Origin of the sequence: Microcoleus sp. BROC3 (assembly GCF_036702515.1) — a bacterium.
Lineage (GTDB): Bacteria > Cyanobacteriota > Cyanobacteriia > Cyanobacteriales > Microcoleaceae > Microcoleus.
This window is the reverse complement of the sequence record NZ_JAUBTQ010000003.1, coordinates 117,182-132,715: the sequence shown is the minus strand read 5'-3', so window position 1 is coordinate 132,715 and position 15,534 is coordinate 117,182. Positions and strand designations below refer to the sequence as shown.

16 protein-coding genes are annotated in these 15,534 nt (G+C 43.9%); 4 read left to right on the top strand and 12 right to left on the bottom strand.

All coding sequences use genetic code 11. The features are described 5' to 3' along the window. Positions 1-1,094: 1,094 nt before the first annotated feature. Both QUB30_RS03010 and QUB30_RS03005 read right to left on the bottom strand, forming a co-directional pair. The gene (locus QUB30_RS03010; protein ID WP_242728623.1) at positions 1,095-1,256 is read right to left on the bottom strand and encodes a hypothetical protein; all 162 of its coding nucleotides are present in this window, start codon (positions 1,254-1,256) and stop codon (positions 1,095-1,097) included. A gap of 7 nt (positions 1,257-1,263) precedes the next feature. After that, positions 1,264-2,262: a hypothetical protein gene (locus tag QUB30_RS03005; protein ID WP_333061938.1), complete on the bottom strand. Its 999-nt coding sequence runs from the start codon at positions 2,260-2,262 to the stop codon at positions 1,264-1,266. A 361-nt stretch (positions 2,263-2,623) separates the two neighbouring features. Between QUB30_RS03005 and QUB30_RS03000 the strand changes: the two genes are divergently transcribed. Both QUB30_RS03000 and QUB30_RS02995 read left to right on the top strand, forming a co-directional pair. After that, positions 2,624-2,905 carry a helix-turn-helix transcriptional regulator gene (locus QUB30_RS03000; protein ID WP_333288626.1) on the top strand — a complete coding sequence of 94 codons (282 nt, stop codon included), beginning with the start codon at positions 2,624-2,626 and terminating at the stop codon, positions 2,903-2,905. A gap of 314 nt (positions 2,906-3,219) precedes the next feature. Further along, positions 3,220-3,810, top strand: coding sequence for a helix-turn-helix transcriptional regulator (locus QUB30_RS02995; RefSeq protein WP_333328852.1), 591 nt, complete (start codon positions 3,220-3,222; stop codon positions 3,808-3,810). Between the two features lie 111 nt (positions 3,811-3,921). Here the strand turns inward: QUB30_RS02995 and arfB are convergent, their stop codons facing one another. Further along, positions 3,922-4,335, bottom strand: coding sequence for an alternative ribosome rescue aminoacyl-tRNA hydrolase ArfB (gene arfB / locus QUB30_RS02990; protein ID WP_333102661.1), 414 nt, complete (start codon positions 4,333-4,335; stop codon positions 3,922-3,924). Between the two features lie 72 nt (positions 4,336-4,407). Then, the gene (locus QUB30_RS02985) at positions 4,408-4,878 is read right to left on the bottom strand and encodes a restriction endonuclease (protein ID WP_333328849.1); all 471 of its coding nucleotides are present in this window, start codon (positions 4,876-4,878) and stop codon (positions 4,408-4,410) included. A gap of 346 nt (positions 4,879-5,224) precedes the next feature. Between QUB30_RS02985 and QUB30_RS02980 the strand changes: the two genes are divergently transcribed. After that, positions 5,225-6,709, top strand: a complete 1,485-nt coding sequence (locus tag QUB30_RS02980; RefSeq protein WP_333328845.1) for an alpha-amylase — start codon at positions 5,225-5,227, stop codon at positions 6,707-6,709. Between the two features lie 60 nt (positions 6,710-6,769). Here QUB30_RS02980 and gnd read toward each other — a convergent pair whose 3' ends face one another. Then, positions 6,770-8,224: a decarboxylating NADP(+)-dependent phosphogluconate dehydrogenase gene (gene gnd, locus QUB30_RS02975; RefSeq protein ID WP_333328841.1), complete on the bottom strand. Its 1,455-nt coding sequence runs from the start codon at positions 8,222-8,224 to the stop codon at positions 6,770-6,772. Between the two features lie 293 nt (positions 8,225-8,517). Here gnd and QUB30_RS02970 point away from each other — a divergent pair, with 293 nt between their 5' ends. Then, positions 8,518-8,940: a hypothetical protein gene (locus QUB30_RS02970; protein WP_333328838.1), complete on the top strand. Its 423-nt coding sequence runs from the start codon at positions 8,518-8,520 to the stop codon at positions 8,938-8,940. A gap of 213 nt (positions 8,941-9,153) precedes the next feature. Here the strand turns inward: QUB30_RS02970 and QUB30_RS02965 are convergent, their stop codons facing one another. From QUB30_RS02965 to QUB30_RS02935, 7 genes are all read right to left on the bottom strand, one after another. Beyond that, positions 9,154-9,750, bottom strand: coding sequence for a Uma2 family endonuclease (locus tag QUB30_RS02965; RefSeq protein ID WP_333328835.1), 597 nt, complete (start codon positions 9,748-9,750; stop codon positions 9,154-9,156). Between the two features lie 473 nt (positions 9,751-10,223). Next, positions 10,224-12,089: an ABC transporter ATP-binding protein gene (locus QUB30_RS02960; protein ID WP_333328832.1), complete on the bottom strand. Its 1,866-nt coding sequence runs from the start codon at positions 12,087-12,089 to the stop codon at positions 10,224-10,226. A gap of 106 nt (positions 12,090-12,195) precedes the next feature. Beyond that, complete coding sequence (locus tag QUB30_RS02955; RefSeq protein WP_333328829.1) at positions 12,196-12,807, bottom strand: hypothetical protein; 612 nt, start codon at positions 12,805-12,807, stop codon at positions 12,196-12,198. Beyond that, a complete protein-coding gene (locus QUB30_RS02950; protein ID WP_333328827.1) occupies positions 12,804-13,952 on the bottom strand; it encodes an AAA family ATPase in 1,149 nt (382 codons plus the stop codon). The genes QUB30_RS02955 and QUB30_RS02950 overlap by 4 nt, the downstream gene beginning before the upstream one ends. A 160-nt stretch (positions 13,953-14,112) precedes the next feature. Then, a complete protein-coding gene (locus tag QUB30_RS02945) occupies positions 14,113-14,721 on the bottom strand; it encodes a Uma2 family endonuclease (RefSeq protein WP_333328824.1) in 609 nt (202 codons plus the stop codon). Continuing rightward, entirely contained in the window at positions 14,721-15,077 is a 357-nt protein-coding gene (locus QUB30_RS02940; protein ID WP_333328820.1) for a hypothetical protein, read from the bottom strand. The genes QUB30_RS02945 and QUB30_RS02940 overlap by 1 nt, the downstream gene beginning before the upstream one ends. Beyond that, on the bottom strand, positions 15,070-15,414 hold the full coding sequence (locus QUB30_RS02935) for a DUF433 domain-containing protein (protein ID WP_333328817.1): 345 nt from the start codon (positions 15,412-15,414) through the stop codon (positions 15,070-15,072). The genes QUB30_RS02940 and QUB30_RS02935 overlap by 8 nt, the downstream gene beginning before the upstream one ends. Positions 15,415-15,534: the final 120 nt, after the last annotated feature.

The following is a 15,534-nucleotide window of genomic DNA, read 5'->3' as shown; positions in this document are numbered from 1 at the left end:
ACTCAAACTAGACAAACGAAATGATGAATAATGAAAAATGAATAACCTTTTTGATTCTTCCTCGTCCTCAAATTTTTTCTTCTGATACCAAATCTGGCTTAGCTACCCCCCTCTATTATGAGAGAAATAAACTCCAAGCAATCTCGTTATTTTTACCTCAGCACGAGTCTCAGCTTCCCGCAGTCAAACAACCAGCAAACCCTTCTGCCTCATAACATATGCACAAAGGTCATTTTTTAAGTTAATAAGTGAAGAAATATCGATATTATTATACTAATATTGGGAATGTATTACTTGTTTCGGAGTGCGTTTTATGATAACCACTAATAAGAACAGGTAGGTAATAGATGCAATTTTATATTTAATTATTGTAGCTTAAAATTGACTACAATCATCTCATTATTTATAATAATTAATTTTGATAAATATATTTACTAATCGTTCAGCGATCCGAAACCACAGCCTTTATGCTGCTTGAGGTTCAAGAGAATAAGCTCGCAAATGGTCAGCGAAAAAATCGTTATAACAACTTTTTTATACTGTGCTATCCTGCTCTATTAACTGCTAAAAACATAATGCGGAACATTACTAACCAAACTCCGAACCTTACGCGCGTCAGAGAAAGATTGCTACACCGATACGCGACAAAGTTAACACCAGCAAAGAACTTGTCGAGTCGGTTATTTTATAACTTTAGTCCGAACATTACTTACAACTCCGAACATTTACTGACTTATTGAGTCGTGCGCCCAAAAGTGTAAGGAACCACTATGTAAATCGGATGTTAAAGCAGGGTTTGCTAGAGGCACAATACCTTGACGAACCAACTCATCCTCCGCAAGCATACAGAACCTTGTTGTCTCCAGCAATCAGCAAAATTTCTGATACTCCGTCATCTCGCCAAACCCCATAAAACATCGTTGACACCAACCATCCGCCCACAATGCCGCAACTTTAAACTTTGCCCCACATTTGGGAATTCCGATCGCAATCGCAACTAATGTCGATCGCCCCCCTGCATCTCCAAATCCTATCAAATCCGATCGCCCGCGATATCTTTAGGGACACGGCAATGCCGTGTCCTTAGCCGTAACTTACCTGCGACAGCCTTGGGCGATCGCCCTTAACACCGCTAGCCGCACTTCTGGATGAGATTTCTCAAGCCCGTTAGCCCGAAAAATCCAGTGTCCGCCGCCCGCGTGCTCGATCGCAATCTTCTGTCCGTCAGGCAAAACTATTTGCCACCAATTCAACACTGTGGCTTTAATAAGGTGGCACTGAATTTCGTTCAGTTGAACCTCCATTAATTTCAGTTGACGCATGATTGGATTTTGGGCAGATGACTTCATGATTTTTCTCATTAAATGAATTCGACTGTTTCTCGGCTTTGATTTCACTTTGCCGATTTTTGAACTTAACTTCACCTTCCGAAGTTTTTGCCTTAACTTCCCTTTCCGAAGTTTTCGCCTTAACTTCCCTTTTACCACCTTTAGGGCCAACTTTGACTCCAAAACCTTTAGACTTAACTTTTCCTGGGGCAGAAGTTGAAGTCTGTTCCGTTGCCGGCTTCTTAAACTCCGCGTCTAATTGGTCTAAAATCTCCTCTTGTTCGGGAGTATGTTCCGCTGGCTGATCTAAATTTCTGGGATTGTATTCGCCAACCAACCTTGCCAAAAATTCCGAAATTGACAGTCCGGCTGCGGCTGCTTTTTTGGTTAAAAGGGCGTAAGTGTCGGTTTTAATCCGAATTTGTTTGAGCCGGAGGTTGGGATTGTTGTCAACTGTTTCGGCAATAGTTACTGCGGTAATCCTTTCTTTTGGTATGACATCGACAACTTCTTGCCACTTTTCCTGTAAACGACAGTCGCCATATTGGTCGGTAATCGCGTGTTTGAACAAAGGAACAACTTGAGCGACGCAGCTAGGCAAAATCTCAAATCCGGCTTTAATCAAGCGCAGGCAAATGCCAGCAGCTTTGATAATTTGCGTGCAGTAAAAATACTGCCTGCCTAAAGCTTGTTCGCAGTAACTTTTAAAAGTTTTGAACTTGTCTTTGTACAATCGCAGTTTTCGGATCGCGTCCAGCATGATTCCTTGACGCACGTAGTCTAGGAATCCCCTTTTAATTTCGCCTGTCAGGTAGTCTAAATCGTGAAAGGGAGATTGATTCTGGATTTCTTCTTCAAAGTCTAGCAGCGGGCCTGCAAAGTGAAAGTTGGAGGCGACATCGCCTAGGTAGAAGTTGTCAATTGATGTGGACATGATCTGGAATGGTTCGAGAAAGGGCACGATAGCACGGAAGTTGTGCGATCGCAAAGGAGAAGTTTTGGTCTGGATCTTTGATACAATTTTGAGTTGTGTTGTCCTGTGAGGTCGATCGACCTTTTACATGGCATCACCTCCTCGGAGTTGAGGAAAAGAGGCTTGAGGTATGCGCCCAAGCCGCAAAAATACGCTTGGGTATGCAGGCACAATTGATAGACACGAAAAATCCGGCGGTTCTTCAAACCTGCATTTTGACGAAAGGAGCCTCGTTGAGCGGCCTTTGTTGTGCCTACCAACATGAAGTTTACGTCTTATCAAAGTCTTTGTCAAGACGTTTGCATCATGAATATTTCGTCCTATGATAGAAGAAGATTTACAAGAAAAGGAGAAGTCTCGATTGAGACTACTCAGAGAACAAGCTGGACTAACACGCCCTCAAGTCAAAGAAAAAATCGGAATTTCCGAGCGAAGACAAGCTGACTGGGAATTAGGCAAGGCTCTACCTAATGCTGAAAACATACTTGCTATGGCTAACCTGTACCAGGTTTCTCTAAAAACTATGTTTGAGGTTTTAGGATTAGACGTAACCAAAATTCCCGATGACTTACCAAGTCGAGCGCCCTCACCGAACGACAACTAACAAGCACAGCTAAATCATGGTGTTGACATTTGATACAATTTTGAGTCAGGCTGTGAGGTCGATCGACCTTTTACATGGCATCACCTCCTCGGCGTTGAGGAAAAGAGGCTTGAGGTATGCGCCCAAGCCGCAAAAATACGCTTGGGTATGCAGGCACAATTGATAGACACGAAAAATCCGGCGGTTCTTCAAACCTGCATTTTGACGAAAGGAGGCTCGCCCGGCCACCCTTCCTTTTCCTATCTACTAGCAGTTTAGTGCCAGATTGCCATTGTGTCAAGCACTATTTTGCTAGCAATTAACTGCTACAATTGATGGAAGCTAAAGATCAAGAAACCATAACCTTGAAAAACCTTAGAGAAAGTGCAAATTTGACCCAACCCGAACTTAGTCGTCGAATGGGGGTAGGAATTCGCATTATTGGCGATTGGGAACGAGGGGAATCCATTCCTCGCTTCGATCGTGTCATTGCTCTGGCGCGCGAGCTAGGCGTACCTCTAAAAACACTTGCTAGATGTATGGGATTAGACGTAGCCAAAATTCCCGATGACCTACAAGCATTAAGTGTACTTCATCTTTCGGCGGAGGTCAAGAAGCTAGAAGCCGTGAAACAAGCTTCATGTATTGTGGCAGAAAATTCGCAAGAAAAGGAAAAGTCTCCATTAAGGCTTCTCAGAGAACAAGCTGGGCTAACCCGCCCTCAAGTCAAACAACATATCGGCGTTTCTGAGCGGATGCAAGTTGACTGGGAATCAGGAAAGTCTATGCCAACTGTTGAAAACGTAGCTGCACTGGCTAACCTGTACCAGGTTTCTCTAAAAACTATGTTTGAGGTTTTAGGATTAGACGTAACCAAAATTCCCGATGACTTGCCAAGTCGTGAGTCCTCGCCTAACGACAACTAACCTGCAGGGGTTCGGAAATGTCTAGGGAAAGGCGCTTGAGTCATGCACCCAAGCCCGGAAAATACTAAGGCTATAACTAAAAACTCAGAAGCCCGATCGACCTTTCATCGCTCAATCCGTGACTTTCCCTCTCAGAGCTTTAATCTGCCCTCGCTTGGTTTTGCTGTCGAGACGCTTGCGCTGGGAACTACGAGTTGCTTTGCTGGGTTTGCGCCTTTTCGGTATGACGATCGCACTTTTAATCAGTTCTTGCAACCGTCTCAAAGCCTCCTCCCGGTTTTGTTCCTGGCTGCGGTGTTCCTGAGCCTTGATGACAATCACACCTTCGGAGGTGATGCGCTGGTCGTTGATTTGCAACAAACGCTCCTTGTAGCGATCGGGCAATGAGGAAGCTGGGATATCAAAGCGCAAGTGAATCGCACTCGCCACCTTATTTACATTTTGCCCCCCCGCGCCTTGAGAGCGAATCGCACTAATCTCGATTTCGCCATCAGGAATGAACACAGTATTAGAAATTTGTAACATGATGAATAAGTGAAATTAAAGATACTGAGAAAGCAGTGCATCTTTTATATATAACTTACTTTGGTAGATAAGTTATTTACAATTCTTAGCGGTCAGGATGAATTCGATTAGTTTTTTTCTATCCCATAACTCTACGTCGTTAGATTTAGCAAGATTGTAAGCATTTTCTGTAAATCTGTTGTTCGTAATTACTCTTCCTTTATTTCCTTTGTAATGTCTGACGGCTCCTGCTACTTCTTGAACTGCTTTAATCCCAACTGGATTTTTGCTTCTTTTCGCTTGAACCACGGTTTTGGAGCCATCTTTGTATAAAATCAAATCCGCCCCATAATCTTGACTATCTTGAGTTAAAGTCACAGTATAACCAAAGTTTATAAAATGAACCTCTAGAAATCTTTCAAACTCTTTTCCCGTCATTTCATCCACTTGCAGAATACCACTGTCTAATAAACGCTTTTTTTCCTCTTCTTCTGTCCATGTATCCAATACCGATGTCGCAATCACACCCAAAACGGCAGCGGCTCTTCCAATAAAAGATTTCATAAAATTACATTTTTTTAAAAGGAGTAATTATGATGGTAGCAGATTTGCTCAGTATAGTTATCTACTAAGATAACAAGCAAGATCACAAGCACATTGTGATCTTACTTACTGATTCTTTTAGATTCCCGATGTTGGAATGGGGCTTTTTGTCTGCACTCAAGTTCAAGTATGGTTCAAAGAGTCAGGCGAAAGTCAAGGGATGTTATAGTTTAGAGCTGTAACAAAACTTTAATCACACCCCAACCGGAGTTTTAGAAAAAATTAATGTGGATACCGTGACAATGGGCAATGCTGTAGCCTAAGATCGCCTTAAATTGTCAGTATCATCTCAAGGCAAGGGTGCAAAATGGCAGATATCAACGGCACGATGATGCAATATTTCCACTGGTACATTCCCGATCGAGGAACCCTGTGGGATGAGGTGAAAAACCAAGCGAAAGAATTGGCTGATGCGGGTTTTACGGCACTGTGGCTGCCCCCAGCTTACAAAGGAATTGGGGGGCAAAGCGACGTTGGATATGGGGTTTACGACTTATTTGATTTGGGAGAATTCGACCAGAAAGGTTCAATTCGCACCAAATATGGTACTAAGCAGCAATACTTGAATGCGATCGCAGCCCTGCACAAATCTCAGATCCAAGTCTATGGCGATGTAGTTATCAACCACAAAATGGGTGCAGATACAGCAGAGATATTTAAGGCAACTCCTTATCCTTACCACGATCGGCTAAATCCCAAAGGTGGGTTGCAAGAAATCAAAAGCTACACTCATTTTAACTTTCCCGGACGCAAAGGTAAATATTCCCAATTTGAATGGCACTGGTGGCATTTTGACGCAGTAGACTACAACGAATACAATAAAGACGATCGCGGCACAGTCTATTTGGTAGAAGGCAGAATGTTTGATGACTATGTTGCCCTAGAAAATGGCAATTTTGCATATTTAATGGGGTGCGATCTGGATTTCCAGGATCAATGGGTACGAGATGAAATTACACGCTGGGGTAAGTGGTATCTCGACACAACAGGTGCCGACGGTTTCCGTATAGATGCAATCAAGCACATATCGTCTTGGTTTTTTTCGGAATGGTTGGATGAAATGGAGCGATATGTCGGCAAAGATTTGTTTGTTGTCGGTGAGTATTGGGCACCAAATATCGATATCCTGCACTGGTATGTCGGTTCAGTTAAGGGCAAAATGTCCGTTTTTGACGTGCCGCTGCATTACAACTTTCATTACGCCAGCCAACAGGGCGGTAACTACGATATGCGGCGCATTTTAGACGGTACAATGATGCAGCAGCAACCGACTCATGCAGTAACCTTTGTCGAAAACCACGACTCCCAACCGCTGCAAGCACTTGAATCTGTTGTAGAACCGTGGTTTAAACCTCTTGCGTATGCGATTATTCTATTGCGAAGAGAAGGTTATCCCTGCGTTTTCTACGGCGATTATTACGGTGCAGAATATGAAGATTGGGGGCGTGATGGCAATCGGTATAAAATTTTTATGCCGTCTCATCGATCGCTAATTGACAAGTTTCTCCATGCTCGCAAACACTTCGCCTACGGCCCTCAATATGACTATTTCGATCATTGGAATACAATTGGCTGGACGAGATTGGGCAATGGGAAACATCCACAGGCAATGGCAGTAATTATGAGTGACGGCCCGGAGGGTTTCAAGTGGATGGAAGTTGGTAAACCTCATGCTAAGTTTGTGGACTTAACAGGGCATATTAAGGAACCTGTGTCTACTAACGAGTGGGGTTGGGGGGAGTTTCGCTGTCAAGGCGGTTCAGTATCCGTGTGGGTTCAGGAAAAAGATTAGTTGGCAGTAATCTCATGTTCTATCTGTAAGGTGCGCCGAAACGCACCCTACAAAAATTAATTAATCGGTAGTACCGGTTTGCAGCGATTCTTTAGCAGTCTGCGTCCACTCAGAGTGGAAGAATTCGCCGCGCGGTTTGTCGGTGCGCTCGTAGGTGTGAGCCCCGAAATAATCCCGCTGCGCTTGCGTGAGGTTTTGCGGCAATCTTTCGCGGCGGTAGCTGTCGAAATAGTCCAGCGAGGCGCTAAATGCTGGCACTGCAATCCCCAGTTGGCAAGCAGTAGCTAACACGTCTCGCCAAGCCGATTGGCGATCGAGAATGCTCTGTTTGAACTCCGGCGCTAACAGCAAATTCGGCAGCGTGGGGTCGTCTTTGAAAGCTGTTTTAATCTTGTCCAAAAAGCCAGCCCGAATGATACAGCCACCTTTCCAAATTCGGGAAATTTCGCTCAAACTCAAGTCGTAATTGTAGGACTTCGAGGCCGCGCTCAACAGCGCCATGCCTTGCGCGTAGGAGCAAATCTTCGAGCAGTAAAGCGCATCCCGGACTTTGTTCACAAACTCTTTAGTATCGCCTTCGTACTTGCCGCTAGGCCCGGTCAGTGCTTGGGAAGCTTTAACGCGCTCGTCTTTGTAAGAAGACATGATTCTGGCATTCACAGCAGCGATAATTGTGGGAATGCTCACGCCCAATTCCAAAGCACTCATAACAGTCCAGCGGCCGGTGCCTTTTTGACCGGCTGCGTCCATAATTACCTCAACTAAGGGTTGCTTAGTTTCCGGGTCGTTGTACTTGAAAATATTAGCCGTAATTTCAATCAAAAACGAGTTGAGTTCGTCTGTGGTATTCCATTCGGCAAAAACTTCCTGCAACTGCTTGCCGTCCAATCCACCAACGTTTTTGAGCAAATCGTAGGCTTCAGCAATGAGCTGCATATCCCCGTACTCAATACCGTTGTGAACCATCTTCACGTAGTGACCAGCACCACCGGGGCCGATGAATGTGACGCAGGGGCCGTCATCTACTTGAGCCGCAATTTTGGTGAGAATTGGCTCTAGTAGACCGTAAGCAGTACGGGTGCCGCCGGGCATCAAACTAGCACCGTTGAGCGCGCCTTCTTCGCCGCCGCTGATGCCCATGCCGACAAATCCCAGTCCGATCGATTCTAAATCTTTGGTGCGGCGTTCGGTGTCGTCGTAGAGCGAGTTGCCGCCGTCAATAATCATGTCGCCCGGTGACAGCATGGGTTTAAGCTGGTCGATGACCGCATCTACGGGTTTGCCAGCTTGCACCATCACTAAGATTCGGCGCGGGGTTTCTAGGGCATCGACGAATTCTGTCAGAGTCTTGGTGCCTACAATGTTCTTGCCGGGGGCGCGTAGGGCCATGAAGTCGTCGGTTTTGGCTGCTGTGCGGTTGTACACAGCCACGGAGAAGCCTCTGCTTTCGACGTTGAGCGCTAGGTTTTCGCCCATCACCGCTAGACCGATTAAACCAAAATTTTGCTTTGTCATGCTAATAACCCGCTTGTTGTTCCCGCTTGAGGATTGATTTGCGAGAGAGGAAAGCGAGGCGGGGTGTAGCGCTTTCCGGTGGACTAAAAGTATTGGACAATAGACCTAGGAGGTTTAGGTTTATTTTTATATTCTCAGAATTGATGTTTGGTGAATCAGTAGGGTTTTTTTAAGATTTAAGGGATATTAATGACGCGGGCAGGTGATGATAAGGCAGGTATTATGTCGATCGCAGTAACGGTAGATACAAACAAGCGGACATTTTAAGGACAATTGAGGAGACTGTTGTAACTATGGAAGATTTGCAGTATCTCGCGGCCTGGGTGAAGGAGCAACACGCTCGCGAGTATATTTTGACTTGGCTGCTGAGTCAACAGGGGCTGTGGTGGTCTGATGGGGATATTTATCAGGCCGTTTTGCAAAAGTCGGGAAAGCTTTTGAAAGCTTATGTTCAAAAAAGGCAAGCGGGAGAGTTATTTGAGGGAATTTCTGAGAAGTTGGGAGGAGATGATAATTGGGATGATTTGGCGGCGAGTTTAGGGCGGATTGTTGCGGTTTATCAAGAGGAATTATCGCATTTGCAAGAGCGCGATCGCAAGGGGGATGGGGTAAAAAAAAATTTGATTAGCCAACCGTTGACTGGAGATTCTTTGTCGCTTTTGGAAGTGCAGCAAGCTTTGCCAGATCCTTATGCGGATACGCTGACGGGGAGATAATTTGCGATCGACTTTTTGGAGGCACAAGAATCTCAGAAACCCGGTTTCTTCCTATATCTCTCGTACTCAACCAAAAATTGTCGCAGAAACCCGGTTTCTCGCCACGCAGTGAATCCCAAAAACCGGGTTTCTTCCTATATCTCTCGTACTCAACCAAAAATTGTCGCAGAAACCCGGTTTCTCGCCAGCCAACTAAAGAAAATGGATCGAGATTCAAGGGTTGAGAATAGGTGTAATATCTAGAAGAAATCCGGGAAGTACATCTTCACCCGAAAGTGTAGGCGGTTGGTCAAAAGAGAAATTAATAACTTCTGCTACCTCTTCAGACAACCGATAGATTTCTACTAAAGGCGTTTGGGGGTCAATTAGCCAACCTAAGCGACAGCCGTTAGTTCGATAATACCGCATTTTAGCCCGCAATGTTTCTAGGGAATCACTTTGCGATCGCAATTCAATTACAAAGTCCGGGCACAGGGGAGGAAACCTGCGCTTATCTTCTGCGGATAATGCTTCCCAGCGTTCTCGGAGTACCCAAGCAGCATCAGGGGAACGCTTCGCACCGTTGGGTAATTGAAAGACAGTGGAAGAGTCAAAGACTTTTCCCAATCGAGTCTGACGATTCCACAAATTTAGGTCTGTAGTCAAATCGGAATTTCTGATCCCGCTTTCGCCGCCTGTTGGAGGCATAATAATTAGTTCTCCTTCGGGGGTTTGTTCTAATCGCCACTCTTCATTAGCGATGGACAATTGATAAAATTGTTCGTCGGTCAAAGCGACGGCGGCAGGTAGGTTGAGAGTTATAGTTTCCATCGTTGATATTATCGCCAACTAGGTTGGTTTTATTATAGCTCGCACTTTCTGACAATTTTCTCAAAAATATCGCCTTCGAGGTAAAACAGGTATCTCTGCTTTACCTCGAAGGCTAGATCCCCCTAAATCCCCCTTAAGAAGGGGGACTTTGAATCGAACTTTTGTCCCCTCGTTAAGAAGCGGGAATTTGTATTTGACTTTTGTCCCCCCCTTTTTAAGGGGGGCTAGGGGGGAGCGAGACTTTGCCACAAAACAAATGAGATTAATCTCTCATAAATCTATCTCGCACAATCATCCCAGGAACCGGGTTTCTTCCGATATTTCTCGTACTCAACCCAAATTATTCGCAGAAACTCGGTTTCTCGCCACGCAGCGACACAAATGCGAGCGTTAGGGCTGGTTTATATAGATTGTTTGTGGGAATTCAAGATGGTTGATGAACCCGCCCCTCCGGTAATTATGTTGATTTCACTCTAAATATAGCTGCTAGCTTGACGGGTGAACATTGAGCAGTAAATTCCGTTTGATGCTATCAATTCCTCGTGAGTTCCTATTTCTGCTATTTTACCGTTTTCCATGACGGCGATACGATCGGCAATTTTGGCCAATCCCAACCTGTGACTGATGACTATCGTGGTTTTCCCAGCGGCAATTTGACGGAATATGCTGTAAATTTCGTGTTCTGTCTTGGGGTCGAGGGCGGCGGTTGGTTCGTCAAAAATGAGCACTTCGGCTGTAGAAAGCCGCATTAAGGCGCGGGCGATCGCAATTCTTTGCCACTGTCCCCCCGATAAGTCGATGCCGTCTTCTAATTGTTTCCCCAACGGAGTCTCTAAACCTTGCTCTAAACTGTTGACTTTAGCTGCAATTCCTGCTTCGGAAATAGCTTCATTAATTGCGGTGTCATCCGAGAGGGAAAGCAAGTCGCCGAAACCGACGTTTTCGCGGACTGTGGAGGGGAAACGGGCGTAATCTTGCATGACTACGGCGATGCGCGATCGCACGTATGCTAGAGAGTACGATCGCAAATCTTTGCCGTTCCAGGCGATCGTACCACTTGTCGGGTCGTACAGGCGACCGAGGAGTTTGCCAAGAGTTGTTTTACCCGCGCCATTTTCACCAACAAGCACTAGCATTTCACCCGGATTAATCGTTAAGTTGATATCTTCAACCGTGCTTTTATTGCTACCGGGATAGCAAAAAGATAGATGCTTAATCTCGATGCCAATTTTATCTTTTGTGGGGCGGGAATCTTGCCCGCCATCTGGTAAACTAGGCAGGCGAGATGCCACATCAACAAGCGGAGACTGCAATTCTGGTTTGAGTTCTAACAGTTGAAAAATCGGACTAACACCGAGAGAGATATCGTACAAATTAGCATAATTGCCTATAAGTAATTGCAAACTTTGCTCCACCTGAACAATCAAACCCGAATAAAGCGCCAAATCTCCCAAAGTATAGCGACCACCCAAAGCTCCAATTACCACATAAACAAATGGCAAAGCTACTCCTACTCTACTAAAGACTGACCACAAAAGTAAAACAATTGCTCCTTTTTTTCGGATTTGCTGCATCTCGCTAAAAAACTGCAAAAACTGACCCTGCCAGCGTTTGAGCCAAAGTTCCTGCAACCCAAACAAACGCAATTCTTTAGCGTATTCTTCCCCCGTCAAGACTCTAGCGGATAAGTTCATTTCACGAGTTATTTTAGCTTGCTTTCTTTGAACTCTCCAGATGATTTTGCTATATTTTCTTTGGATGTAAATTGAGGGGCAGGATGAAATCAACATCAGCACTGGCACCCACCAAGCTATCGCAGCAGCAAGGCCTATCGATGGAATAAATATAAAAATTCCGGTGACTGTCATGCTGATGGTAAAGGCTAGTTGCTGTATTTTGAATACTCCCGTTTTGGCTAGTTCTACTATATTTAATAGTTCGGGGTTTTCAAAGAGGGCAATATCGTCGAAATTGGCGACTTTTTCGATGACTTTTCCTTCGACAAAGCCTTGAACGCGATCGCGCAAAGATGTCGAGACAAAAGAGCCCATTGTGTCTAGGGCATCGCCGACTAACCTGAGACTTAAGACTCCGGCAATACTCCACAGCAATATTGGCCGGGAAAGCATCAAAGCAAAGGGCTGTGCTGTTTGGGTTTGCGATAGCAACCGAGATACTTCATCAATGATTAATTTATCTAAAAAAAGCACGGCAGATGGGGCAGCACCGCCGATGATGTTGAGTATTATTAAATTTCGGAGTTCTATTGGTGCGGCTTTGATTATCAGGCCCAGGCTGCGCCACAAAGCTTGGAATGTGGTAATTTGGATGGGTTGCATAGTTTGTGGGTAGGTGTCGGGTCTACTCATCCCCGGACGGTATATTATAACAGTAGTTATTAACTGTTTGCCCAGCATTGAGAGGGTACAGGATTGGTTTTTCTCCTCAAGTTTCCCAAGTTGGTTGAAAATTCATGAGTGCATTCATAGCTCGTTCCAAACTGGGGGAATTAGTCTGTGCTGACGCAACCTGCCAACTTTGATTGACAAAGTGGATCAGTTGACCATTGTAGTCTTTACCAATTTTTGCCGTACTATTACGATCGGGGACGATCGCCTCCCGCAGATTTCGCTTCTTTGACTTTTTAGCCAGATTGATTAAAAGCTGCTTGGGGTCAGGAATTCGATCCGCGTCGCCAGGAATCAAGTCTACTGAAATACCCAGAAATTGGGCAAAGCCCTCTCGATGTGCAAGTAACCACGCTTCCACTTCTTTAACAGCAATCCGAAACAGCAGATTAGGATGTTTTGGTTGAGTTAACCACTCCGAAATAATTACTAACGGGCATTCTGCATTATCCAAATCAGTTAATACTAAGTATGGCATTCCCTTAGCCGCATAATTTAATCCAGAAATAATCTTTTTAATTTTGCCATATCCTCTCTGATTCAAGCACTGTCCCACTGAAAAAGGACGTTGAGACTGTTTGAGCATTTGTTTAAGAACTGCTTCACTCAGTGCATCCTCAAACACTAAATTGATGGGAATATCCGTCATTTGAATAAACTCAGTTTTTCAATCGCGGGCGGTGCTGTAAGAGGAAGTGCAGCATCAGCTATGCTTAAACCTCCTTCTAATAGCATTTTGATTTGTTCATTACTTGAAGCAAGTTTTACCTGAGTTCCTTCAGGAGTCGGTGTCATTAGCAGCACCTCTTCGCCACCAATGCCTTTATCAGAGAGCAAATCAGCACTATGGGTACTAAGAATAACCTGTCGCTTTCTCGGGCGCTGAAGGCGATAAATCAGAGACGGTAAATTGCTAACAATCGCCGAATTTAAGGAAAGTTCTGGTTCTTCTAGTAACAATAATGAATCGGTTTCTAAAAGAGACCAAAGCAAACCAATTAATCGTAAAGTTCCGTCAGAAAATTGGTCTTCCCGTTGTTTTCCCGCTCCTGGCCGCCAATGTTCATAAACAGCTTCCAAATGAGGAACCCCCATCACATCTTTGGTATCTGTGAGGTTTTTCAATTGTGGGACAGCCAACTTTAAAGCATCTTCAATTTTTCTTAATCGCGATCTTCGAGTTTTTTCGGGAGTTTTAGCAACTCGCTCTAAAAAAGTTCTCCCAAAAGGATCTTCGGAAAGTCCAGGGGTAGCAAAAGCTTCGGGATGGCGAACTAACTGAGGAATTAAATGTAAATATAAAATCGCTTCTAAAAATTTAGCAATTTCTCTGAATTCTGCATTGGCATTAATTTGCTCTAAATAAGTCTGGGTGAGACGTAGCTCATCGTTGTCATCCTCTTGAGTAGGGCGATTGACAATTTGCTCATCGCCTTTCCAAACTCGTTCGTAGGCAACAATAGGCTCATTTTTTCCACCTTTTCTCTGTTTAATTCCCAGCCCATACCTCCATAATGGCTGTTGGGCATTAGATTCTGAAAGCTGAATTTCTATTTCTACATCTGGATATCGGCGTGCATAAAGACTGCGAATTTTTGATACGCCACCTCGATCGCTCACGGCTTTCTGCAATCCGCCTCCTGCTTTAGCCAGATCCCGCAAAAAGCGCAATGAATCGAGAAAGTTTGACTTACCACAAGCATTAGGGCCTACCACAAAAACGCGATCGCGCAAATCAACATTCACTGACTGAAAATTTCGCCAATTTTTCAGAGCTATATGGGAGATAATCATTATTTTAACCTAATCCATAAATAGTGGAGCATAAATTTAACAGTCCTGGACGCATTCCGATCGAAGAAACCGGGTTTTTTACCGAATCTGCCGGTCACAACAAGTATTTTGGTGAAAAACCCGGTTTCACCAGCCCCCGTGCGTAAGTCCTATTTAATTTTTACCCACCGTTAAAAATTTGCTTTGCGGTCCAATTCCACTCGGGAAACACTGCCGATTCAACCCTTTCATCCCCTCGGAACAGCTTAATTTGATACTCACCATCTACTAACTGATAAACCGATAAAGTAGGCTGTTTCGGAGAACCAATATAACGGCTACCACCTAAACCCAAATAATCTACAATCCAATATTCAAAAATGCCTAATGCTTCATAATCAATCATTTTGTGGGCATAATCATCCCGCCAATTTGTGCTGACAACTTCAACAACTAATTTGACGGAATTTCCCTGAGTAATAACTGATTCTCTTTCCCATCGAGACTCATGGGCTGCTACGGCTTGTTTATCTAATACAATTACATCGGGATCGTAGCCAGAGCGATCGCTAAATTTAATTGTACATTCCTTGGGAATAAAGTAAGGAAGCTGTAGTCGCCTGATTTCTAACCCAAACTCGATCGCCTGAAAACCGGCGCTGGCTGAATGTTTACCAGTGGGATTTGGCATTTCAACAATAACTCCGTTATGTAATTCATAATGTCCGTTTTCTGGCTTCCATTCCAGGAAGTCATCAAAAGTTATTAACTTGGGTATAGTTTGAGTCATCAGGAAACCTCTTTAGTGATAGGTAAATGAATAATTTGATCTTGATATTCATTGAGAAAAGAACATTCTGCAATCAAAATTAATTCATCTATGTTTTGCCCAACGCTTAAATTCGCATTTAAAATAAATATCCCAGGAATATGACGATTGGCTTGCAAATGAGCGTTTAAGTGAACAGGCATAGATTTACGGTTATTCGTGACTAGGATAAAGTCATATTTTTCACACCATTCTAAAATTTCCGGGTCTTTAGTTCCTTTGGCTGGTATAAAAGGTTCGCCAATGACCCGAATAATTAATTCTACTTGTTTCATCCGAATTTGAGTAGGATAAACCGGGTCAATATTTTCATCCATCAGATACTTGAGGGCCATGGTTTTTATTTCTTTCTTCCTTAATTTTTTGGAGTCTTATCGAAGCTGGATGAGGGTTTAATTCTTGGGCTTTTCTTTGTTGGTGCGACCATTCTAGCCAGTCTTCGATATATTTATCTAAGACGGCTCTATTGTTTAAATAATACAGGATTGTTGCATAAATTTGATCCAGGGTCAAAGTATAAAAGTGTTTGATAATTTCCTCTGGTGAACGTTGATGATAAATATATTCATAGAGGATGCTTTCTATTCCTACTCTTGTCCCTTTTACTCGAATGTCATCATCGGCTAAAAATTCAAAATATTCTTCTATTAGCATGGTTTATTCCTCCATTTGTTGAGTCAGGTTTGAATTGGCGAAAATAAAAATCATGGCTGCAATCGAATAATTTTCAAACTTTCAATTCCTCGATCGTCCACAATCTTGACAGGTAGACAC

Excerpts from the sequence above, each read along its gene's own strand:
- QUB30_RS03005 (WP_333061938.1), bottom strand. The coding sequence starts at position 2,262 with ATGTCCACATCAATTGACAACTTCTACCTAGGCGATGTCGCCTCCAAC.
- QUB30_RS03000 (WP_333288626.1), top strand. The coding sequence starts at position 2,624 with ATGATAGAAGAAGATTTACAAGAAAAGGAGAAGTCTCGATTGAGACTA.
- QUB30_RS02995 (WP_333328852.1), top strand. The coding sequence starts at position 3,220 with ATGGAAGCTAAAGATCAAGAAACCATAACCTTGAAAAACCTTAGAGAA.
- arfB (WP_333102661.1), bottom strand. The coding sequence starts at position 4,335 with ATGTTACAAATTTCTAATACTGTGTTCATTCCTGATGGCGAAATCGAG.
- QUB30_RS02985 (WP_333328849.1), bottom strand. The coding sequence starts at position 4,878 with ATGAAATCTTTTATTGGAAGAGCCGCTGCCGTTTTGGGTGTGATTGCG.
- QUB30_RS02980 (WP_333328845.1), top strand. The coding sequence starts at position 5,225 with ATGGCAGATATCAACGGCACGATGATGCAATATTTCCACTGGTACATT.
- gnd (WP_333328841.1), bottom strand. The coding sequence starts at position 8,224 with ATGACAAAGCAAAATTTTGGTTTAATCGGTCTAGCGGTGATGGGCGAA.
- QUB30_RS02970 (WP_333328838.1), top strand. The coding sequence starts at position 8,518 with ATGGAAGATTTGCAGTATCTCGCGGCCTGGGTGAAGGAGCAACACGCT.
- QUB30_RS02965 (WP_333328835.1), bottom strand. The coding sequence starts at position 9,750 with ATGGAAACTATAACTCTCAACCTACCTGCCGCCGTCGCTTTGACCGAC.
- QUB30_RS02960 (WP_333328832.1), bottom strand. The coding sequence starts at position 12,089 with ATGCAACCCATCCAAATTACCACATTCCAAGCTTTGTGGCGCAGCCTG.
- QUB30_RS02955 (WP_333328829.1), bottom strand. The coding sequence starts at position 12,807 with ATGACGGATATTCCCATCAATTTAGTGTTTGAGGATGCACTGAGTGAA.
- QUB30_RS02950 (WP_333328827.1), bottom strand. The coding sequence starts at position 13,952 with ATGATTATCTCCCATATAGCTCTGAAAAATTGGCGAAATTTTCAGTCA.
- QUB30_RS02945 (WP_333328824.1), bottom strand. The coding sequence starts at position 14,721 with ATGACTCAAACTATACCCAAGTTAATAACTTTTGATGACTTCCTGGAA.
- QUB30_RS02940 (WP_333328820.1), bottom strand. The coding sequence starts at position 15,077 with ATGGATGAAAATATTGACCCGGTTTATCCTACTCAAATTCGGATGAAA.
- QUB30_RS02935 (WP_333328817.1), bottom strand. The coding sequence starts at position 15,414 with ATGCTAATAGAAGAATATTTTGAATTTTTAGCCGATGATGACATTCGA.